Below are 19,416 nucleotides of genomic sequence, written 5' to 3'. Positions count from 1 at the left end.
CGCTAGTTTTTCACGCATGAACGTCACACATGGACACCAGGGGAAATTACAAATGATCAAGCCAATTTACGCCGCCGCCCTGCTCACGGCCACCTCGTTGGGGCTGGCATCCTGCGGTGGAGAGGCCGAACAGCCTGCTGGGGCAGAGGCTCCTGAAGGGGTTCCCGGACTGGCGATAGAGAACGCCCGGCTGATCCTGCCTGCGGTGGAAGGCAATCCGGGCATCGTTTATTTCGACCTGGTCAATTCCGGCGAGAAAGCGCGCGCTGTGCGCCGGGCCGATGTAATGGGTGCCGAACGCACCGAAATGCACGCATCGATGGAAATGAGCGGCGAGATGACAATGGGCGAAACCGGCCCGCAGACGGTCCAGCCGGGTGACACGATGACATTCGAACCCGGCGGCCTGCATTTGATGGTGTTCGATATTTCACCTGAACTGACAGCGGGCAGCAAGGCCAGTGTGACACTGACCGTGGCAGGTGGTGACAAGACCAGCTTCGAGGCCGAAGTGCGCGCCGCCGGAGATGATCGCTGAGCCTTGGCACTGACAGTCTTGGAATAGAAAGCCACGACGAACCGCTGCCCGCCTGCCCGGCGGGCGGTGAGCGGTTGCTGACTGCTGGCGAAATTGCGCTGGCCCGCAGCGTGTTCGGCAATGCCATCGATTATGACCGGGTGACCTTGAAACGGCGCAAATGGTTTCCCCTTCAGCCCAAACGGGTCACGATGGCCCCGCGCGGCCATGTACATTTCCACCCGCAGGGCGATGCCTATTGCGAAGACTTTTCGCGCGAAAGCGTTCTGCGGCAGGGTCTGCTGATCCACGAACTGACACATGTCTGGCAAACCCAGACCAAGGGCGCATGGTATCTGGTCACGCACCGGATGCCGTGGTCCCGGTACGATTATGCCCTGCGCCCCGGCTGGAGCCTGGAGAAATACGGGATCGAGCAACAGGCGGAAATCGTGAAGCACGCCTTCTGGCTGCGCAACGGCGTGAAGATCGCGGGCGCGGCGGACAAAGCCGCTTATGACCTGCTGGTACGGTTTCCCGGTGCAAGTGCCTGACGTTTAAGCATAGGTTATTTATGCGGCTTGGTGTTTAAGCGTATCGTACGCGCCGGCAATGAACCGACATCAAGGCGCGGCTCTTTTCATTTCAGTCGTAATCGACGTTCGGCAGCCCCTGCCCGCCGTCAGCAATGAACGCGTCGATGCGCTGTTCCAGCACCGGCAATGGCACCGAGCCCAGCGACAGCACGACATCGTGAAATTTGCGAATGTCGAACTGCTCGCCCAGTGCCGCTTCGGCCTTGGCGCGGATGCGGCGGATCGTCATTTCGCCCAGCTTGTAGGCCAGCGCCTGTCCGGGCCAGCTGATATAGCGATCAACCTCGGTCCCCACTTCGTGATCGGACAGCGCGGTCCGGCTGGCGAGGTATTCGACGGCTTTCTCGCGGCTCCAGCCATAGTGGTGGATGCCGGTATCGATCACCAGCCGCACTGCGCGCCACATCTCGTAGGATAGCCGCCCGAACCGCTCATAGGGCGTGCGATAGATGCCCATCTCCTCGCCCAGATATTCGGAATACAGCCCCCACCCCTCGCCATAGCCGGAGAAATAGGTCTGGCGGCGGAAGCGCGGCGCTTCGTCCTGCTCCAGCGCGACACCGGCCTGAAAGCTGTGCCCCGGCACGCATTCATGCAGCGTCAGCGCGGGGATATTGTACAACGGGCGCGAGGGGAGATCGTGGGTATTCATGGAACACGCATCCAGCCCGCCGCGCCCGGCAGTGTAAAACGGCGCGATGGCATCTGGCACCGGGCGAATGGTGAAGCGGTGCTTGGGCAGGAAGCCGAAATAATCCGCCAACTCGCCATCAACGCGCTTGGCGGCATAGGCCGACACACCCATCAGCTCGTCAGGCGTGCGCGCGACAAACTGCGGGTCGGTGCGCAGGAAGCGGACAAATTCCTTCAACGATCCGGCAAAGGCAGCCTCGGCTCTCACCGTTTCCATTTCCGCTGTGATGCGCGCCACTTCGCCCAGCCCGATGCGGTGAATTTCCTCCGCCGTCAGGTCGAGCGTTGTGTATTGGCGGATCTGCTGGCGGTAATATTCCGCGCCATCAGGCATGGTCGAGGCAGCCAGAGTCTGCCGGGTCTGGGGAAGATACTCATCGCGGAAAAATGCGAGCCATTCGGCGTAGGCTGGCGTGACCGTCTGCGTGATCACTTGCCGCGCTTCGGCTTTCAGGCGCGCGGCATCCGCCTCGGATATCCGCTCAGGCATCTGCTCGAACGCGGTCCAGAACGGGCTAAGCTTGGCATCCTTGACGACATAGGCGGCTATCGAAGCATCGCGCCCCTCCAGCGTTACGCGCGGGACGCTGAAGCCGCGGGCCAGCCCGGCGCGGGCATTGGCGGTCTGCTCCGCGAAATAGCGCGGAATATCGCGCATCCGCCCGAGGTAATCCTCATATTCTTCCACCGTCGTCAAACCGCGCCGCGCCGCCAGATAGGTCCAGAAACTGCTGTCGCTGTCAAACGGCATTTCCCATTCGCGAAACCGCGCGTCACCGATCTCGTGTTCCAGCAGAGTGCGAAACACGGCGGCATCGGTGCGGGTTGCGGGCGAGAGCGCCTGCGGATCAAGCGCGGCCAATTGATCGAGATAGCTTTGCGCCTGCGCTGCCCGCGCCAGTTGCGCCTCTGGTGTCACCGACCACAGTGAAGCGCCGCTATCAGTGCTGCCATCCGCCTGTTCGACCTGACGGTATTCCGCCAGCTGGTAATCGTACCAGGCGTCAGTCAGCGCGGCGAGCTGGCTGTCGGCGCTCTCCTGAGCAACAAGCGGCGTCGCGCATGCGGCCATAAGGACCGCCGCTGTGATAAACGCGATCCTCATGGCCTCATCCTTCCGGTAAATTACTTGGCTACGGCGACCATTGCGGGGCGCAGCAGGCGATCCTTGATCATGTAACCGGCCTGCATTTCCTGCACGATCGTGCCCGGCTCGTGATCGGCGCTGGGCACTTCCATCATCGCCTGATGCTGGTTCGGGTCCAATGGCATTCCCATCGCCGCGATGCGGGTGATGCCGTTCTGGGTGAAGACTTTTTCCAGCTCGCGCTGGGTCGCTTCGATTCCGGCGACGAATCCTTTGACCTTTTCGTCTTCGCGCAGTTCAACCGGGAAGGTATCCAGCGCGCGCGCCAGATTGTCTGCCACGCTCAACACGTCGCGGGCAAAGCCGGTGGCGGCGTAATTGCGCGCGTCCTGCACCTCTTTTTCCATGCGGCGGCGCACGTTCTGAGTCTCGGCGCGGGCATAGAGGACTTCCTGCTTTGCCGTGTCGATATCGTCACGCATCCGGGCCAGCGCCTCGGTCATGTCGCCATCATCCTCGGCGTCATCATCGTTGGAGCCATCTTCGCGAAACTCTTCCGGAACGCCGTCCAGTTCCTTCGCCATTTCCTTGGCGAGTTCGTCTGCCGCAGCCTGGTCTTCGCCGGGCGCATCTTTCATATCGTCGATCACGGTAAAACCCTGTCAGCCTATTCTCTTGCCCAAGGATCGGGCGGTGAAATCCACCATGGGGACGACGCGGGCGTAATTCAACCGAGTTGGCCCGATCACCCCCAGCACGCCGACCACATTTCCTTCACGGTCGCGATAGGGGGAAGCGATGACAGAAGAACCCGAAAGCGCGAACAGGCGGTTCTCACTGCCAATGAAAATCCGCATTGCCTCGGCCTCGCGCGCATTATTCAGCAGCTCGGCGACGGATTGCTTGCTTTCCAGATCGTCGAGCAGCGACCGCACCCGGTCGATATCGGTCAACGCCGCATCGTCAAGCAGATTGGCCTGTCCGCGCACGATCAGCACCGGCCGCTGCGCCGCATCTTCGCTCCAGATCGCGAGGCCGCGCTCAACCAGATTGCGGCTCGCCGCATCCAGCGCGCTCTTGCCGCCAGAAATTTCGCTTTCGATCAGGCGTGACGCCTCGGCCAGTGTGCGCCCGGCCACACGTGCGGACAGATAATTGCACACCTGCTCAAGCGAGGCATCCAGCGCCGTTGACGCCAGTTCAATCACGCGGTTTTCGATCAGGCCGTCCTCGCCCACCAGTACCGCCAGCACGCGTCCCGGTGAAAGGCGGGTCAGCTGAACCTGGGCCAGACGGGGTTCACGGCTCGGCACCATCACCATGCCCGCCGCGCCCGAAAGATCGGACAGCAGCGCGCTGGTCTGTTCCAGCGCCCGCTCGATCGGACCGGGTTCGCCAATCCGCTGTTCAATCGCCTCACGTTCCTCCCGCGTCGGTTCGGCCACCTGCATCATGGCATCCACAAACAGGCGCAGCCCGCTTTCGGTTGGAATTCGCCCGGCACTGGTGTGCGGCGCGGCCAGCAGGCCCATCTGTTCCAGCTCCGCCAGCACCGACCGGATCGAGGCCGGTGACAAATTCACCCCGCCCTCGCCCGCCAGCGCCTTTGAGCCCATCGGCGTCCCGCTCGACAGATAACCTTCCACAACCAGGCGGAAAATATCACGCGCGCGGTCGGAAAGATCGGTGAGTGGAGGTGATGTCATCGCTGCTATCTACCCGATGCCCTTGCAGCCTCAAGCCCCATGCGCCAAACGCCGCCGCGAGATTCGACTGCATTGGAGATTATAATGCGACCTTCAGGACGTGCGCCCGACGAAATGCGCGCCATCACTATCGAAACCGGTTACACAAAACACGCAGAAGGCTCGTGCCTGATCAGCTTTGGCGAGACCAAGGTGCTGTGCACCGCCAGCGTTGAAGACCGCCTGCCACCGTGGATGCGCGGCAAGGGTGAAGGCTGGGTCACTGGCGAATATTCCATGCTCCCCCGCGCCACCCATACGCGCAGCCAGCGTGAAGCGGCCAAGGGCAAGCAGAGCGGGCGCACGCAGGAAATTCAGCGCCTTATTGGTCGTAGTTTGCGCGCCGTGGTAGATATGAAGAAGCTGGGCGAGCACCAGATCACGCTGGATTGCGATGTGTTGCAGGCCGATGGCGGCACTCGCACCGCGTCAATTTCTGGCGCATGGGTCGCAATGCGACTGGCGGTGGACGGATTGATGAAGTCCGGCGCGATTACGCAGGATCCGATCAAAGAGAAGATCGCAGCGATATCCTGCGGCATTTACAAGGGCACCCCGGTGCTCGACCTCGATTATCCCGAGGACAGCAATGCCGATGCCGACGCCAATTTCGTGCTGATCGAAGGCGGCACGATCGCCGAGGCACAAGCTACTGCCGAAGGCGCGCCCTATGACGAGGAAGGCTTCCTGCGCCTCCTTCGCCTCGCCCAGATCGGCTGCGCGCAGATATTCAAGGCTCAGGAGGAGGCCACCCGCAAATGACGCGCCGTCTCGGCTCCGGCTCCCTGGTGATTGCCACGCACAATGCGGGCAAGCTGAAAGAGATTTCGGCGCTGCTCGAACCTCATGGCCTCAAATGCCTGTCAGCCGGTTCGCTGGGGCTGCCGGAACCGGCCGAGACGGGCAGCACTTTCGTCCAGAATGCGCTGATCAAGGCGCGGGCTGCGGCGGAGGGGTCGGGTCTTGCCGCACTGGCCGATGACAGCGGGCTGTCAGTTGCCGCGCTGGACGGGCGGCCGGGCGTCTACACCGCCGATTGGGCCGAACGGCAGTGGTTCGAAGGCAATCCGGGGCGTGACTGGTACATGGCGATGGGCAAGGTCGAAGGGATGCTGCAACAGCGCGGCCCCGACACCGACCGGGCGTGCGCCTTCCATTGCGTGCTGGCGCTGGCGTGGCCAGACGGCGAATACGCGATCTATGAAGGCAGTGCGTCCGGCACCATAAGCTGGCCGCCGCGCGGGACGCTGGGATTTGGCTATGATCCGGTGTTTGTGCCGACGGGCCGCGATCAGACTTTTGCCGAACTCGACCCGGACGAAAAGCACCGCATCAGCCACCGCGCCGATGCCTTTGCCAAGCTGGTCGCAGAACAATTCGGCTGAACGTGTGTTAGTAGGCCCTCTGGCCCCAGACATTGCCAGCGGGCCAGTACCGGCACACCAGCACATCATTGCCACGCGCGCTGACCACGGCGCAGCCGACCTCTTGCGTATCGCGCCAGACGATCTGGGTATAATGGCCGACATCGGCCCAATTGCCCGTGCGCGAGATATTGGGGAAGCTCGCGTGGCGGTAATGCTTCTTCTCTTCGATGAACATCCCGACCATGTTTTCCACCGGCCAATGTCCGGCGGTGCCCATCCACAAATTCTCGCCCGTGCCATTGCGCGTGGCATTGTCCGCGTGCTGCAAAACGCCGCGGCGCGACAGATTGCGCGCCCAATTCGCCGCTTCCCGTTCAAGGTTGCGGTTCCATTTCAGGCGTGGGAGCCTTAGTTGGTCGCGTTCGGAATTGTGAACCGCCAAAACGCGCGACGCCACAGCGTGATTGTCATTTGACGACGAGCTTGCCGCAATGGCACCGCCCGTGGCAAATAGCATCGTTGTTGCGCCGCACAGCAGTGCGAATTTTCCCGACCCATCCATGCGCTCATAATTCCCCGCAATTGGTTAAGATTGGCTGAAGGCTCCGTTGTCAAAAGCACTCTACATTCACTGGCCATTCTGTTTGGCGAAGTGCCCCTACTGTGACTTCAACAGTCACGTCCGGGCCAATACGGATGCCGCCGCATGGCAGGCTGCACTGCTCGCCGATATGCGTCACGAAGCCAGCGTTGCAGGCGGCGAACCGCTGGACAGTGTGTTTTTTGGTGGGGGAACTCCGTCACTTATGCCGCCCGCGCTGGTTGCGGCGCTGCTGGATGAAGCGGAGCGGTTGTGGGGGTTTTCCGACGGAATCGAGATTACGCTGGAGGCCAATCCGTCTTCCGTTGAAGCCGCAAAATTTGCTGCCCTGGCCGATGCCGGGGTCAATCGCGTGTCACTGGGCGTGCAAAGCCTGCGCGATGAGGCGTTGCGTTTTCTGGGCAGACTGCACGGCGCTGACGAGGCGCGAATGGCGCTGGAGACTGCACAGGCGCATTTTTGCCGCGTTTCGGTAGACTTCATATACGCCCGGCCCGGCCAGACGCTGGAAACATGGCGCGAGGAACTGACCGAAGCGCTGGCGCTGGGCACCGGGCATATCTCGCTGTACCAGCTGACCATCGAACCCGGCACGCGCTTTGCCACAGATGTCCGCACGGGCGCGCTTGATCCGCTTGACGATGACAGCGCCGCCGATCTCTTTGCCCTCACCCGCGAAATGACCGAGGCGGCAGGACTGCCTGCTTACGAGATCAGCAATCATGCACGTCCGGGCGAGGAGAGCCGCCACAACCTCACCTATTGGCGTTATGCCGATTACGCCGGGATCGGTCCGGGCGCGCATGGGCGGCGGGGCGGAGCGGCGACAGTGCGTCACCGCAAGCCAGAGAATTATCTGAAGGCCGTGCATGAACGACGTCACGGTATCGCCGAAGAGCGGACGCTGGGCGTATCGGAGCAATTGTCCGAAGCGTTGCTGATGGGATTGCGGCTGGGTGAAGGGGTTGATCTGGCAGCATTGGCGTCACGGTTTGGCGTCACGGCAGAAAGCCTGATCGACGCGGATAAGCTGGCGCTTCACCAGCGGCTGGGCCTGGCATGGCGTCAAGGCCAGCGCGTTGGCGTCACGCCTGCGGGAATGCCCTTGCTGGACGCTTTGCTGGGCGATCTGGTGCCTGCCGATCTGGTCGCCGGGTGAGCGCCGCGCAGCTGCTTGCGGCGTGGCACGCTCATCTCGCGCAGGCGCGCCGCCGCTCCCCGCACACGGTACGCGCCTATACGCGCGCGGCGCAGCGCCTGCTGGTGCGATTGAATGCCGAGAATTGGGAGGCAATTGCCGCACTCGATAGCCCGGCCTTGCGCAGTCACATTGCGGCGCGGCGCGGTGATGGCTTGTCCAATGCCTCCACCGCGCGCGAGCTTTCGGCGCTGAAGGGCTTCATTGCCTTCGCCCGTGCACAAGTGGGTGACGACCGCACCGACCCGCCGCGCCTGCGCGGGCCGCGTCTGAAGAAAGGACTGCCCCGCCCCGTCACCCCAGATGATGCGCTGGGACTGGCTGACACTGTGGGCGAGCTGGCGGCTGACGACTGGATTGGCGCGCGCGACCGGGCGGTCTTATTGCTGCTCTATGGCGCCGGGCTGCGGATCGCCGAGGCGCTGTCGCTGGTCGGGAATGATCTGCCGCTGGGGGAACGGCTGACGGTGACGGGCAAAGGGGGCAAGCAACGCGTCGTGCCGGTATTGCCCATCGTGCAGGAAGCGGTGGCGGAATATGAGCGGCTGTGCCCCTGGCCAATCGAGCGCGACGAACCGATGTTTCGCGGCGCAAAAGGCGGGCCGCTGTCCCAAGGCATGGTCCAGAAAGCCACCGCTCGGGCACGCCGCGTCATGGGTCTGCCCGATACGGCCACGCCGCATGCGCTGCGCCATTCCTTCGCCACGCATTTGCTGGGAGCGGGGGCGGATTTGCGCAGCCTGCAGGAATTGCTGGGCCATGCCAGCCTTGGTTCGACGCAGATCTATACCAAGGTCGATGCAGCCAGTCTGCTCGACACCTATCGCAACGCCCATCCGCGAGAGCGGGATTAATGCAGCGCGCGCGGCTTCCACGTTACAACGCGCCACAGATAGCCAGCCAGACCCACCAGCAGCATTCCGATAATGATCCACCCCAGCACATCCTGCGAGGTGTCCAGCCATACCGCGAGCCGCCGACCGCCCTCGATCAGCAGGAAATTCCAGACGGTCACCCCCGCCGCTGTGAACAGCAGGAACCGCACCCTCCCCATATGCGCCAGTCCGGCGGGCAGCGAGATCATAGTGCGGAAGAACGGCAGGAAGCGGAACACCAGCACAACCCACGGGCCATGCCTGCGAAAGAACCGCTGCGCACGCTCGACATCCTGCCACTCCACCGTCAGCCAGAGTCCCCAGCGGTCGACAAAAGGCTCAAGCCGCCGCTTGCCCCAATGTTCGCCCAGCCAATACCATGCATAGTTTCCGGCAGTCGAACCCAGCGTGCCTGCGGCCATCAGCGGCCAAAACTCCATAGTTCCGCGCGCCACAGCCACCCCGCCCAGCCCCATGATGACTTCGGACGGGATCGGCGGGACGACATTTTCCAGCACCATCAGCAGGAATATGCCGGAATAGCCGCCCTGCTCGATCGCAGCGATGATGAAATCATGCATGGTCGGTGCAACGGGCGGCGCGGCTATTGGTTCGCGTGTCGCCGCTCCAGCGCATCCCAGATCAGCGCCGCCGTGTCCGTGCCGTTGAACTTATCGATGGCGACAATGCCGGTCGGACTGGTGACGTTGATTTCGGTCAGCCATTTGCCGCCGATCACGTCGATACCCACAAACACCAGCCCGCGCCGCGCCAGTTCCGGCCCCATCGCCGCGCAGATTTCCTCTTCGCGCGGGGTCAGCGTGGCAGCTTCCGCATGGCCGCCTTGCGCCAGGTTAGAACGAAACTCACCCTTGCCAGGGAAGCGATTGATTGCTCCAGCAAATTTGCCATCGATCAGCACGATGCGTTTGTCGCCTTCGGACACTTCGGGAAGGAATGGCTGGACCATATGCGGTTCGGGCCAGGTCTGGTCGAACACCTCGGACAGCGCCGAAAGATTGGTCCCATCGGCATCGATCTTGAAAATCGCCTTGCCGCCATTGCCATGCAGCGGCTTGACCACCACCGCGCCATGCTTGCCCTGAAACGCGCGTAAATCATCAAGACTTCGCGCAATCAGCGTGGGCGGCATGAACCGCGCGTAATCCAGCACGAACATCTTTTCGGGGGCATTGACGACTTCGCGCGGGTCATTGCTGACCAGCGTGGTGCCCTTCAGCCGGTCGAGCAGCAGCGCCGCGCTGATATAACCAAGGTCGAACGGCGGATCCTGACGCATCAGGATCACGTCGATGTCCGCCGCCAGATCGACCCTGCGCCGCTCTCCCGCTGTGAAATGGCCGCCCGCAACCCGCTGCACTGTAACCGGCGCAGCGTGCGCAGTGATTTTACCGGATGCCGAGCCATCACCCTCCCAAGCCAGCGTTTTGACATCGTAATGCCACACCGAATGCCCGCGAGCCTGCGCGGCCAGCATCAGCGCAAAGCTGCTGTCTCCGGCGATATTGATGCTTTCCAGCGGGTCCATCTGGACGGCGACACGCAAACTCATGACGGGCTCCTCAAGGTTGCCAGGCGTTGGCGATGTGGCGGGGGAAGCTGCCGGGTGCAAGCAGGATCACGTCGATCCTGATGTCTTCGCCATTTTCGGCATAGCGATGCGCCACCGCCTCCACCGCCGCCGCGACGCGCGACAGCCGGTATTCGTCAATGGCATGATCTAGGTCGGCCGCCTTGCGCCGCCATTTCACCTCGATAAAAGCGATCAACCCGCCGCGCTTTGCCACCAGATCGATCTCGCCTGCCGGGGTCTTCACACGCTTGTCGAGAATGGCCCAGCCCTTGGCTCTCAGCCAGAAAGCGGCGCGCGCTTCGCCATCGCGGCCACCTTGTTCGGCAAGTTGCCGCTTCATTCGCGTTTCAGCTCCAGCGCCCGGGCATAAAGCTTTTTGCGTTCCACCCCCGTGATCCGCGCCACTTCGGACGCGGCCTGCGATGTTTTCATGGTTGTCAGGGCGCGCACAAGCATGTCCTCGGCATCACCTTCGCGCGGCGCTTCTTCTGGCGGCGGGCCGACCAGCAGGACAATCTCGCCCTTGGGCGGGCGGCTCTCGTACCAGGCGATCAGGCCGGACGGCAGCGCGCGGCGGCATTCCTCATGCAATTTGGTCAGCTCGCGCGCGACGGCGACTTCGCGATTGGGCAGGACGTCATCGATAGCGATCAGCGATTTGACCAGTCGCGGGCCGGTTTCATAAAAAACCAGAGTCGCGTCGATCCCCGCCAGCTCCTCCAGCATATCGCGCCGCGCCTTGTCCTTTTGCGGCAGAAAACCGGCAAACATGAAACGGTCATTTGGCAGGCCGGACAGCGTCAGTCCGGTCACAAAGGCACAGGCCCCCGGCACCGATGTTATTGAAATCCCTTCACTGCGCGCGTCATTTACCAGGCGATAACCGGGATCGGAAACCAGCGGCGTGCCCGCATCGCTGACCAGCGCCACTGCGCGCGTCCGCATTGATTCGACCAGCCTTGCGCGGTCGCGTTCCTCGCTGTGATCATCATAGCGCCACATGGGCTTGGAGATGCCAAGATGTTTCAACAGCTTGCCGGTCACGCGCGTATCCTCGCAAGCGACCCCATCACAGCGTGACAATATGTCCACGGCCCGCAGCGTGATATCTCCAAGATTGCCGATTGGGGTGGCGACGATATAAAGCCCGGGTGTAAGGCCTTGGGAAAGAGCGGTGGTTTCGGTCACTGGGCACCCATGAACTATCAAAGAGGGACGCGGCAAGGATGAAGCGCTTGATGATCACCCGGCGGACAATGGCAACAGCAGCTTTGGCGGGTCTGCTCGCCGGCTGTTCGATAATCCCCAAGGGTCCGACCAGCACTCGGCCGGTTGATCCGGCACCTACCGTTGCCACGGAACCCTCCGCTACGGAGCTGCCCACGGATGAGACACGCCACCGGGTCGCGCTGCTGGTGCCGATGAGCGGCCAGAACGGGGCCGTGGGTCAGGCGATTGCCAATGCCACCACGATGGCTCTGATGGACACCAATGCCACCAATCTGCGCATCACCACTTATGATACCGCACGCGGACCGCAGGAAGCTGCGCGCAAGGCGCTGGCAGAAGGCAACAAGCTGATCCTTGGCCCGCTGCTGGGCAGCAATGTGGTTTCGGTGCAGGCCGAGGCTGGGCCCGCCAATGTGCCGATAATCTCGTTCTCGAATGACACCAGCATCGCCGGCCCCAATGTGTTCGTGATGGGACATATCCCCGAACAATCGATCATGCGCACTGTGCAATATGCCCGCGGACGCGGTGCCCGCGATTTTGCAATCCTGTCGCCCGATGGCGAGTATGGGCAGCGCGCCGAAGATGCGATGCGGGCCGCTGTGGCGGCCTATGGCGGCCGCGTGAGCTGGGTCGAACGCTATGACCGCGGCAACACCTCCATCGTCAGCGCCGCGCGGCGGCTGAAGTCGCAAGGCGGCTATGACAGCGTGCTGATCGCGGAAAACGCGCGGCTGGCGACAATGGCTGCCGGGCCGCTACGAGAAGGCTCCGGGTCGAGTACGCGCCTGATGGGCACCGAATTGTGGAGCGGCGAAAGCGCGATCACGCGGGCTCCGGCGCTGAACGGGGCGATGTTCAGTGCGGTGTCCGACGGCAGGTTCAAGCGCTTCATTGACAGCTACGAGGCAAGATTCGGCAGCCAGCCATACCGGATCGCCACGCTCGGCTATGACGCGGTGCTGCTATCATTGCGGATTGCCCGCGACTGGAAACCTGGGCGGACTTTCCCGATTGACGCATTGCGCAGCGATGACGGCTTCCTCGGCCTTGATGGCGCATTTCGCTTCCAGAACAATGGTGTGGTGCAGCGAGCTATGGAAGTGCGCGAAGTGCGCAGCGGAGAAGTGGTGGTGATCGACGGCGCCCCGACACGGTTCTGATAACGGACTTGGCGGATAAGCATGTCGGCCCGGTTGTAAGCCGCCCAAGCGCGCGCGATAAGCCGGGCCATGTCTGACGATCTGTTCGCAAATACTCCGGCCTCCAGCGGCGATTACGATGCCTCCTCGATCGAGGTTCTCGAAGGGCTTGAACCTGTCCGCCGCCGGCCCGGCATGTATATCGGCGGGACCGATGACCGCGCTTTGCATCATCTTGTGGCCGAGGTTCTGGACAACGCGATGGACGAAGCGGTGGCAGGCCATGCCACGCGCATCGAAATCCGCGTGGATGAGGGTAACCGCGTCACCATCGCTGACAACGGTCGCGGCATTCCGGTGGAAGAACACCCGAAATATCCGGGCAAATCCACGCTTGAGGTGATCCTGACCACGCTGCATTCGGGCGGCAAGTTTTCGGGCAAGGCCTATGCCACCAGCGGCGGCCTGCACGGGGTTGGCGTCAGTGTGGTCAATGCGCTGTCCGACGATACACGGGTCGAAGTCGCGCGCGACCGTCAGCTTTACGCGCAGGAGTTTTCCAAGGGTCTGCCTACCGGACCGCTCGAAAATCTGGGCCCGACGCCCAACCGGCGCGGCACGACTGTCAGTTTCCATCCCGACAAAGAGATTTTCGGCGACCGCGCGTTCAGCCCCAAGCGGCTGTTCAAACTAGCGCGTTCCAAAGCGTATCTGTTTGCCGGGGTCGAAATCCGCTGGAAATGTGCGGACAGTCTGGCTTCTGACGATGTCCCCGCAGAGGCGACTTTCAAATTTCCCGGCGGTCTGGCCGATCATCTCGCCGAACAGCTTGCGGGCCGCGAATGCGTCACAGCGCTGCCCTTTGCGGGTCAGCAGGATTTTCCGGGTAATGACAGCGGCGACCAGCAGGGCCGCGCCGAATGGGCCATCGCCTGGCCGCTCTATTCCGAAGGCTCGACCAGCTGGTATTGCAACACCGTGCCCACGCCAGATGGCGGCACGCACGAACAAGGCCTGCGCGCGGCGCTGACCAAGGGCCTGCGCGCCTTTGGCGAGCTGACCGGGGTCAAGAAATCCAAGGACATCTCAGCCGATGATGTGATGACCGGCGCGGAGGTCATGCTGAGCGTGTTCATCCGCGATCCGCAATTTCAGAGCCAGACCAAGGACCGCCTCACCAGCCCCGAAGCCGCCCGGCTGGTCGAGAACGCGGTCCGCGACCATTTCGATCATTTCCTGTCCGACAATATGGACCGCGGCAAGGCGCTGCTGGGCCAGATCATGGAGCGGATGGACGAGCGGCTGCGTCGCAAGCAGGAGCGCGAGATCAAGCGCAAGACTGCGACCAGCGCCAAGAAGCTGCGCCTTCCCGGCAAGCTGACCGACTGTTCTGGAGAGGGCAAGGGCGAGACCGAACTGTTTATCGTCGAAGGCGATTCGGCAGGCGGCAGTGCCAAGCAGGCGCGCAACCGCAAGACGCAGGCAATCCTGCCGATTCGTGGCAAGATCCTCAATGTAGCCAGCGCCACTGCCGACAAGATCCGCGCCAATTCGGAAATCGCCGATCTGACGCTGGCAATGGGCTGCGGCACCCGCAAGGACTGCGACCCGGAGAACCTGCGCTATGACCGCATCGTGATCATGACCGATGCCGATGTCGACGGCGCGCATATCGCGACGCTGCTGATGACATTCTTCTTTCAGGAAATGCCCGAGGTCGTCAGGCGCGGTCATCTGTTCCTGGCCCAGCCCCCGCTTTATCGCCTGACAGCCGGTAAAGAGAGCCGCTACGCCAAGGACGACGCGCATCGCGAGGAGCTGGAGGCGACAGTCTTCAAGGGCAAGAAAGTCGATGTCGGGCGGTTCAAGGGCTTGGGCGAGATGAACCCCGCGCAATTGCGCGAAACCACGATGAGCCCCGACAGCCGCAGCCTGATCCGCATCACCCTGCCGACAGAATTCGAAGACCGCGCGGTGGTGAAGGAACTGGTCGAGCAGCTGATGGGCCGCAATCCTGAACACCGTTTCAATTTCATCCAGAACCGCGCGGGCGAGCTGGACCGGGATATGATCGACGCCTGACGCGCCGCTGGATCAGCTGGCAGCCGCCTCAGTGTAAATGTGAAGATTACCCTCCAAGGTCTTGTGGACCGGGCATTTATTGGCAATTTCGATAATCTTGGCACGCTGCTCTTCGGTTAGCTCGCTGCCCTCGATTGCAATGCGCCGATTGAGTGCCTGCGATTTCATTCCCTGTTTTTCGGTCAGGCAGGTTTCGCAATCTTCCGCGTGATCGCGTTCATGCGTCAGGTGCACACTGGTCCCTTCCAAGGGCCAACCTTTGCGGTCAGCATACATCTTCATTGTCATTGCGGTGCAGGTGCCCAGCGCCGCCAGCAGCAGATCATAGGGCGTCGGCCCGCTGTTATCGCCGCCATAGCTGCGTGGTTCATCGGCGATGAAGCGGTGGCTGCTGGTGTGAACTTCGGTGCCGAACTTCCCGTGGCCGGTTTTCACGATCACCCCATCCTCGGGCATCGGCCAGTCATCGCGCAGCGGCAGATAGCGCCCTGCCCAACTGGCAATCATGTCCGCGGCAAATTGTGCATCGGCCTGATCCAGTAGCAAATGATCCGCACCGTCCATGCTGACAAAGCTCTTGGGATGCTTCGCCGCGCCAAACAGCGCGCTGGCATTGTCGACCCCGACGATATCGTCGGTTGGTGAATGCAGGATCAGCAGCGGTTTGCGCAGCCGCCCGATCTCTTCCAGCAAGTCGATATTCTCGACCCGCTCCAGAAATTCGCGGCCAAGGCAGAACTCGCGCCCACCAATCGACACGGTCCCCTCGCCATCCTTGCGCACGGCGTCCAGATTGCCTTCGATGCGTTCCAGCACATGGGGCACGTCCGAAGGTGCGCCGATAGTCGCGATGGCCGCAACCTTGTCCTCACCCAGATCGTCAGCCGCCGCCAGCACGGCTGCGCCGCCAAGGCTGTGCCCGACCAGCAATATGGGCTGCTGGAACCGCTCCAGTATCAGCTCCGCCGCTTCGACCAGATCCGACACATCGGTGGCAAACCCCGCACGCCCGAAATCTCCTTCGCTGCCGCCCAGCCCGGTGAAATCAAAGCGCAGGGTGGCAATCCCCTCCCGCGCCAGCGCCCGCGTAACCGCCACCGCCGCCTTGCTGTTGCGCGTGCAAGTAAAGCAATGCGCAAAAAGCGCCGCTCCGCGTACCAACCCGGTGGGCAATTCCAGCGAACCTTCGAGTGTGTGCCCCGCCTTGGTGTCGATCGTCAGCGTTTCTGTCGGCATGGAAAATCCTTTTATGGGGCGCAGATGACTCTAACACTATCGCGGGCTCGCATGAAAAGTTTCACGGTTCTGTAAGAAATCCCCAGCCCCACGGACTAAGGAACCATGACCACACAGCAGGATAGCCTTTACCAGCAGGCGGGCACGCAATTCGCGCCGACCATTGCCCGGCTTGCACGCGCGATGGAGCGGCATCCCGAACGCTCGCGCGATTTGGAGCAGGACATCCATTGTGAACTGTGGCGCAGTTTCGCCCGCTTTGATGGGCGGTGCAGCCTGAAGACATGGGTTTACCGCATCGCTCACAACGTCGCCGCCGACCATCGGATGCGCGCTGCGCGCCGACCAGCTCCGGTCCCACTGGACGAAATTGACGAGCTACCGTGCGCTGCCGATGTGGAGAATGCAGCGAGCGAGAACCATGCCCTTGCCCGGGCCTATGAGCTGATCAGGATGCTGCCAACACCCGATGCCCAGGTCATGATGCTGTGGCTGGAAGGCGAGAGCGGCAACGAAATCGCCGAGGTGACCGGCCTTTCCGCAAATCTGGTTTCGACCAGAATTCACCGGCTCAAGGCGATCATCTCCAAGAGCCTATCCGACCCTTCCAAAGAAGGAGCCCAGACATGAGCTATCATCCCCAGGATTTTTGGCTGTCTCAGGAAAACGACGCTGCTTTCTCAACGGCAGGTATATGCGAGAAACGCAATTCCCGATTTGAACGCACTGTCCGTCGCCGCAACCTGCTTGAATTTGCCGCGGGCCTGGTCGTTATTCTGACAATGGGTAGCGCGGCGATCGCTGCGATGATTGCAAGCGACTTCCTGATGGCAGGGGCGCAGGCCAGTCTCGTCTTTGGCGTGGTAGCGGTCTTGTGGAAACTTCGCTGTGACGGTTCAAATCTGGTTCGAACTCCAGAGATGCCATGCCGTGATTACTTTCGTCATCAGCTGGTTCGTCAACGTGATCTCCTTCGCACGGTACCCAAGTGGTATCTTGCGCCGATGATCCCCGGCGTGCTCGCGATTTACGGGCTGGTCACAGCGCAGGTAGCGTCGCGGCATGGCTGGGCCACCGCATTGGATGGGGTCTGGTTGCCATTGGGCGGCACAGCGCTGTTTTTCGGATTTGTCGCATGGCTGAACGCCAAAACTGCGCAGGGCCTCGATCAGCAAATCGCCGCCCTAGACGCCGCTGAATAACAATTTACCCGAATTTCAGAGGAGATTTCCATGCATCTACGTCTCGCCCTCGCCCTGACCGCGCTGCTTCCCGCTGCTGCGTTTGCGCAACCAGGCGCTTCTGACATCGAAGCGACGCAGCAGAATCCCAGACTGGCCGATCGTGGCACTGAAGTCGTCGCGATAATCAATGGCGACGGTGATGTTGAAGAGACTTTCGCTCCCACTTTTCTTGCTGCGATACCGTCTGCGCAAATTGCTGCACTCGGTCAGCAATTAACCAGCCAGTTCGGCCCTGCCTTAAGCGGGAAGATCGTCCAGTCCGCAGGCCAGTACCGCGGTGCGATCGAGGTCCGTTTTGAAAAGAATGTGGCTAAGGGTAGCATCGCGATATCGCCAGATGCGCCCCACCGGATCACCGAGTTGGGTTTTACTGCATACGAACCAATCAATGACAGTTCCGAGAAAATATCTGCCGAACTGTCCGCGCTGCCCGGCCGAACAAGCGCTTATTTCGGCCCCCTTGATGGCTCATCCGCACCCTTGTTCCAGCATGGCGATCAACAGGCGCAATTCGCCATCGGCTCGACCTTCAAGCTCTACGTCCTCGCCGCGCTCGCTCGCGGTGTCGATGAGGGGCGGCTGAGTTGGGATCAGACCATCGCGCTTGAAGCCAAGAGCCTGCCCGGCGGAATAATGCAGAACTGGCCCGATGGCGCGCCGGTAACTTTGCATACGGCAGCGACACTGATGATTTCGATCAGCGACAATACCGCAACCGATCTGCTGATCGATGCAATCGGCCGTGATGTCGTGGCGGCGGAATTGCAGGCCAGCGGCCACTCTGACCCGAACCTGGCTCTGCCCTTTCTCAAGACGCTGGAAATGTTCGCGCTCAAGACAATAGGGCCCGGCGCAGCCTATGCGAAAGCCAATGAAGCGCTTCAGGCTGCGATGCTGTCAGAGCTGGCAGCAAACACGCTCGACACACAGGCAATCCTCGAAAAGTTCAGCGCTGAAAAGCCTGTGCTGATCGACACCGTGGAATGGTTTGCCAGTATGGATGATCAGCGGGCACTGATGCTGGTGCTGGCGGCACAAGACGATGACACGGCGCGCGCGATCATGGCAGTAAACACCGCGCTGACCGAAGCCGAACTTGCGGGCTGGAAATATGCCGGGTTCAAGGGCGGGTCGGAACCCGGCGTCCTCAATCTGACATGGCTGCTTCAGGACGAGGCTGATGGCTGGCATATGCTGGCATTAAGCTGGAACAATAGCGCCGCGCCTGTCGACACCACCACTCTCAAGCTGCTCACCAGTCGCATCCTGGCATTGGCAGGCAAATAGCCCTCTTGCCCCGTGCGATGCGCGTCCCTAGTCAGGTTGCAAATCGCAATCGGACCAAGGACAATTCATGACGCAACGTTTCGAAGGCACCCAATCCTATATCGCCACCGAAGATCTGAAGGTCGCGGTGAATGCGGCGGTGACGCTGCGCCGCCCGCTGCTGGTCAAGGGCGAGCCGGGTACGGGCAAGACTGTGCTGGCGCATGAAATATCCAAGGCGCTGAATGCGCCGATGATTGAGTGGAACGTGAAATCGACCACCAAGGCGCAGCAGGGCCTGTACGAATATGACGCAGTCGCGCGTCTGCGCGATGGCCAGCTGGGTGATGAGCGGGTGCACGACATCTCGAACTACATTCGCAAGGGCAAGTTGTGGGAGGCCTTCACCAGCCACGAGTTGCCCGTGCTGCTGATCGACGAGATCGACAAGGCCGATATCGAGTTTCCCAACGATCTGTTGCAGGAACTCGACCGGATGAGCTTCGACGTTTACGAAACGCACGAGCGGATCGAAGCGAAGGAACGGCCCATCGTGGTCATTACTTCGAACAATGAAAAGGAACTGCCCGACGCTTTCCTGCGCCGCTGTTTCTTCCACTACATCAAATTCCCCGACCGCGAGACCATGCGGGAGATTATCGAGGTCCATTTTCCCGGTATCCAGAAAAACCTGGTCGGCAAGGCAATGGACATTTTCTACGAGCTGCGCGACGTGCCCGGCCTGAAGAAAAAGCCATCAACCAGCGAATTGCTCGACTGGCTTAAACTGCTGTTGAACGAGGATATGCCGCTTGAAGTGCTGCAGGACAGCAATCCCAACAGCGCCATCCCGCCGCTGCACGGCGCGTTGCTGAAAAACGAGCAGGACGTAATGATGTTCGAACGCCTGGCCTTTATGGCACGTCGTCAGACCTAGTCGGAC

The 19,416-nt window shown here is 61.6% G+C and carries 21 protein-coding genes; 12 read left to right on the top strand and 9 right to left on the bottom strand.

Annotation, left to right across the window (positions count from 1 at the left end):
* Nucleotides 1-52: 52 nt before the first annotated feature.
* Nucleotides 53-538, top strand: a complete 486-nt coding sequence (locus tag FEV51_RS01480) for a copper chaperone PCu(A)C (protein WP_138615459.1) — start codon at nucleotides 53-55, stop codon at nucleotides 536-538.
* A gap of 74 nt (nucleotides 539-612) precedes the next feature.
* Entirely contained in the window at nucleotides 613-1,071 is a 459-nt protein-coding gene (locus tag FEV51_RS01475; protein WP_246034388.1) for a vgr related protein, read from the top strand.
* Between the two features lie 91 nt (nucleotides 1,072-1,162).
* Here FEV51_RS01475 and FEV51_RS01470 read toward each other — a convergent pair whose 3' ends face one another.
* The 3 genes from FEV51_RS01470 to hrcA are packed head-to-tail and all read right to left on the bottom strand — an operon-like array spanning nucleotide 1,163 to nucleotide 4,599.
* Nucleotides 1,163-2,911, bottom strand: a complete 1,749-nt coding sequence (locus FEV51_RS01470; protein WP_138615457.1) for a DUF885 domain-containing protein — start codon at nucleotides 2,909-2,911, stop codon at nucleotides 1,163-1,165.
* A gap of 20 nt (nucleotides 2,912-2,931) precedes the next feature.
* A complete protein-coding gene (grpE, locus tag FEV51_RS01465; protein WP_171033036.1) occupies nucleotides 2,932-3,531 on the bottom strand; it encodes a nucleotide exchange factor GrpE in 600 nt (199 codons plus the stop codon).
* A gap of 24 nt (nucleotides 3,532-3,555) precedes the next feature.
* On the bottom strand, nucleotides 3,556-4,599 hold the full coding sequence (gene hrcA / locus FEV51_RS01460; protein WP_138615456.1) for a heat-inducible transcriptional repressor HrcA: 1,044 nt from the start codon (nucleotides 4,597-4,599) through the stop codon (nucleotides 3,556-3,558).
* An 84-nt stretch (nucleotides 4,600-4,683) separates the two neighbouring features.
* Between hrcA and rph the strand changes: the two genes are divergently transcribed.
* Together rph and rdgB are read left to right on the top strand one after the other, a co-directional pair.
* Nucleotides 4,684-5,400, top strand: coding sequence for a ribonuclease PH (gene rph / locus FEV51_RS01455; protein ID WP_138615455.1), 717 nt, complete (start codon nucleotides 4,684-4,686; stop codon nucleotides 5,398-5,400).
* Nucleotides 5,397-6,023, top strand: coding sequence for an RdgB/HAM1 family non-canonical purine NTP pyrophosphatase (gene rdgB, locus FEV51_RS01450; protein ID WP_138615454.1), 627 nt, complete (start codon nucleotides 5,397-5,399; stop codon nucleotides 6,021-6,023). The genes rph and rdgB overlap by 4 nt, the downstream gene beginning before the upstream one ends.
* A gap of 7 nt (nucleotides 6,024-6,030) precedes the next feature.
* On the opposite strand, the gene FEV51_RS01445 is transcribed toward rdgB, so the two are convergent.
* Nucleotides 6,031-6,567: a CAP domain-containing protein gene (locus FEV51_RS01445; RefSeq protein WP_138615453.1), complete on the bottom strand. Its 537-nt coding sequence runs from the start codon at nucleotides 6,565-6,567 to the stop codon at nucleotides 6,031-6,033.
* A 46-nt stretch (nucleotides 6,568-6,613) separates the two neighbouring features.
* Here FEV51_RS01445 and hemW point away from each other — a divergent pair, with 46 nt between their 5' ends.
* Both hemW and FEV51_RS01435 read left to right on the top strand, forming a co-directional pair.
* Nucleotides 6,614-7,765: a radical SAM family heme chaperone HemW gene (gene hemW, locus FEV51_RS01440; protein ID WP_138615452.1), complete on the top strand. Its 1,152-nt coding sequence runs from the start codon at nucleotides 6,614-6,616 to the stop codon at nucleotides 7,763-7,765.
* Complete coding sequence (locus FEV51_RS01435) at nucleotides 7,762-8,658, top strand: tyrosine recombinase XerC (RefSeq protein WP_246034387.1); 897 nt, start codon at nucleotides 7,762-7,764, stop codon at nucleotides 8,656-8,658. Before hemW ends, FEV51_RS01435 begins: the two co-directional genes overlap by 4 nt.
* On the opposite strand, the gene FEV51_RS01430 is transcribed toward FEV51_RS01435, so the two are convergent.
* The 4 genes from FEV51_RS01430 to rsmI are packed head-to-tail and all read right to left on the bottom strand — an operon-like array spanning nucleotide 8,655 to nucleotide 11,461.
* Complete coding sequence (locus tag FEV51_RS01430) at nucleotides 8,655-9,260, bottom strand: DedA family protein (RefSeq protein WP_138615450.1); 606 nt, start codon at nucleotides 9,258-9,260, stop codon at nucleotides 8,655-8,657. The two genes, FEV51_RS01435 and FEV51_RS01430, sit on opposite strands and share 4 nt — an antisense overlap.
* Nucleotides 9,261-9,283: 23 nt before the next feature.
* Nucleotides 9,284-10,252: a glutathione synthase gene (gshB, locus tag FEV51_RS01425; protein WP_138615449.1), complete on the bottom strand. Its 969-nt coding sequence runs from the start codon at nucleotides 10,250-10,252 to the stop codon at nucleotides 9,284-9,286.
* Between the two features lie 10 nt (nucleotides 10,253-10,262).
* Nucleotides 10,263-10,613 carry a YraN family protein gene (locus tag FEV51_RS01420; RefSeq protein ID WP_138615448.1) on the bottom strand — a complete coding sequence of 117 codons (351 nt, stop codon included), beginning with the start codon at nucleotides 10,611-10,613 and terminating at the stop codon, nucleotides 10,263-10,265.
* On the bottom strand, nucleotides 10,610-11,461 hold the full coding sequence (rsmI, locus tag FEV51_RS01415; RefSeq protein ID WP_246034386.1) for a 16S rRNA (cytidine(1402)-2'-O)-methyltransferase: 852 nt from the start codon (nucleotides 11,459-11,461) through the stop codon (nucleotides 10,610-10,612). Before rsmI ends, FEV51_RS01420 begins: the two co-directional genes overlap by 4 nt.
* Nucleotides 11,462-11,499: 38 nt before the next feature.
* On the opposite strand from rsmI, the gene FEV51_RS01410 reads away from it, so the two are divergent.
* Entirely contained in the window at nucleotides 11,500-12,666 is a 1,167-nt protein-coding gene (locus tag FEV51_RS01410) for a penicillin-binding protein activator (protein WP_138615446.1), read from the top strand.
* A 69-nt stretch (nucleotides 12,667-12,735) separates the two neighbouring features.
* Nucleotides 12,736-14,727, top strand: coding sequence for a DNA topoisomerase IV subunit B (gene parE, locus FEV51_RS01405; protein WP_138615445.1), 1,992 nt, complete (start codon nucleotides 12,736-12,738; stop codon nucleotides 14,725-14,727).
* A 12-nt stretch (nucleotides 14,728-14,739) separates the two neighbouring features.
* Here parE and FEV51_RS01400 read toward each other — a convergent pair whose 3' ends face one another.
* On the bottom strand, nucleotides 14,740-15,963 hold the full coding sequence (locus FEV51_RS01400) for a bifunctional alpha/beta hydrolase/OsmC family protein (RefSeq protein ID WP_138615444.1): 1,224 nt from the start codon (nucleotides 15,961-15,963) through the stop codon (nucleotides 14,740-14,742).
* A gap of 105 nt (nucleotides 15,964-16,068) precedes the next feature.
* On the opposite strand from FEV51_RS01400, the gene FEV51_RS01395 reads away from it, so the two are divergent.
* The 4 genes from FEV51_RS01395 (at nucleotide 16,069) to FEV51_RS01380 (ending at nucleotide 19,410) form a co-directional block, all read left to right on the top strand.
* Nucleotides 16,069-16,593: an RNA polymerase sigma factor gene (locus FEV51_RS01395; RefSeq protein WP_138615443.1), complete on the top strand. Its 525-nt coding sequence runs from the start codon at nucleotides 16,069-16,071 to the stop codon at nucleotides 16,591-16,593.
* Nucleotides 16,590-17,165 carry a hypothetical protein gene (locus tag FEV51_RS01390; RefSeq protein ID WP_138615442.1) on the top strand — a complete coding sequence of 192 codons (576 nt, stop codon included), beginning with the start codon at nucleotides 16,590-16,592 and terminating at the stop codon, nucleotides 17,163-17,165. The genes FEV51_RS01395 and FEV51_RS01390 overlap by 4 nt, the downstream gene beginning before the upstream one ends.
* Before the next feature lie 30 nt (nucleotides 17,166-17,195).
* On the top strand, nucleotides 17,196-18,494 hold the full coding sequence (locus tag FEV51_RS01385) for a serine hydrolase (RefSeq protein WP_138615441.1): 1,299 nt from the start codon (nucleotides 17,196-17,198) through the stop codon (nucleotides 18,492-18,494).
* 67 nt (nucleotides 18,495-18,561) lie between these two features.
* Nucleotides 18,562-19,410: an AAA family ATPase gene (locus FEV51_RS01380; RefSeq protein WP_138615440.1), complete on the top strand. Its 849-nt coding sequence runs from the start codon at nucleotides 18,562-18,564 to the stop codon at nucleotides 19,408-19,410.
* The last annotated feature ends 6 nt before the right edge of the window (nucleotides 19,411-19,416 follow it).

Source organism: Qipengyuania marisflavi (assembly GCF_005884405.1).
In the GTDB taxonomy this organism is placed as follows: domain Bacteria; phylum Pseudomonadota; class Alphaproteobacteria; order Sphingomonadales; family Sphingomonadaceae; genus Qipengyuania; species Qipengyuania marisflavi.
The sequence above is the reverse complement of the archived record's forward strand: the minus strand, read 5'-3'. Positions and strand labels throughout refer to the sequence as shown.

Coding starts and splice junctions, on each gene's coding strand:
- FEV51_RS01480 (WP_138615459.1), top strand. CDS start 53: ATGATCAAGCCAATTTACGCCGCCGCCCTGCTCACGGCCACCTCGTTG.
- FEV51_RS01470 (WP_138615457.1), bottom strand. CDS start 2,911: ATGAGGATCGCGTTTATCACAGCGGCGGTCCTTATGGCCGCATGCGCG.
- grpE (WP_171033036.1), bottom strand. CDS start 3,531: ATGAAAGATGCGCCCGGCGAAGACCAGGCTGCGGCAGACGAACTCGCC.
- hrcA (WP_138615456.1), bottom strand. CDS start 4,599: ATGACATCACCTCCACTCACCGATCTTTCCGACCGCGCGCGTGATATT.
- rph (WP_138615455.1), top strand. CDS start 4,684: ATGCGACCTTCAGGACGTGCGCCCGACGAAATGCGCGCCATCACTATC.
- rdgB (WP_138615454.1), top strand. CDS start 5,397: ATGACGCGCCGTCTCGGCTCCGGCTCCCTGGTGATTGCCACGCACAAT.
- FEV51_RS01445 (WP_138615453.1), bottom strand. CDS start 6,567: ATGGATGGGTCGGGAAAATTCGCACTGCTGTGCGGCGCAACAACGATG.
- FEV51_RS01430 (WP_138615450.1), bottom strand. CDS start 9,260: ATGCATGATTTCATCATCGCTGCGATCGAGCAGGGCGGCTATTCCGGC.
- gshB (WP_138615449.1), bottom strand. CDS start 10,252: ATGAGTTTGCGTGTCGCCGTCCAGATGGACCCGCTGGAAAGCATCAAT.
- FEV51_RS01420 (WP_138615448.1), bottom strand. CDS start 10,613: ATGAAGCGGCAACTTGCCGAACAAGGTGGCCGCGATGGCGAAGCGCGC.
- FEV51_RS01410 (WP_138615446.1), top strand. CDS start 11,500: ATGAAGCGCTTGATGATCACCCGGCGGACAATGGCAACAGCAGCTTTG.
- parE (WP_138615445.1), top strand. CDS start 12,736: ATGTCTGACGATCTGTTCGCAAATACTCCGGCCTCCAGCGGCGATTAC.
- FEV51_RS01400 (WP_138615444.1), bottom strand. CDS start 15,963: ATGCCGACAGAAACGCTGACGATCGACACCAAGGCGGGGCACACACTC.
- FEV51_RS01395 (WP_138615443.1), top strand. CDS start 16,069: ATGACCACACAGCAGGATAGCCTTTACCAGCAGGCGGGCACGCAATTC.
- FEV51_RS01390 (WP_138615442.1), top strand. CDS start 16,590: ATGAGCTATCATCCCCAGGATTTTTGGCTGTCTCAGGAAAACGACGCT.
- FEV51_RS01385 (WP_138615441.1), top strand. CDS start 17,196: ATGCATCTACGTCTCGCCCTCGCCCTGACCGCGCTGCTTCCCGCTGCT.
- FEV51_RS01380 (WP_138615440.1), top strand. CDS start 18,562: ATGACGCAACGTTTCGAAGGCACCCAATCCTATATCGCCACCGAAGAT.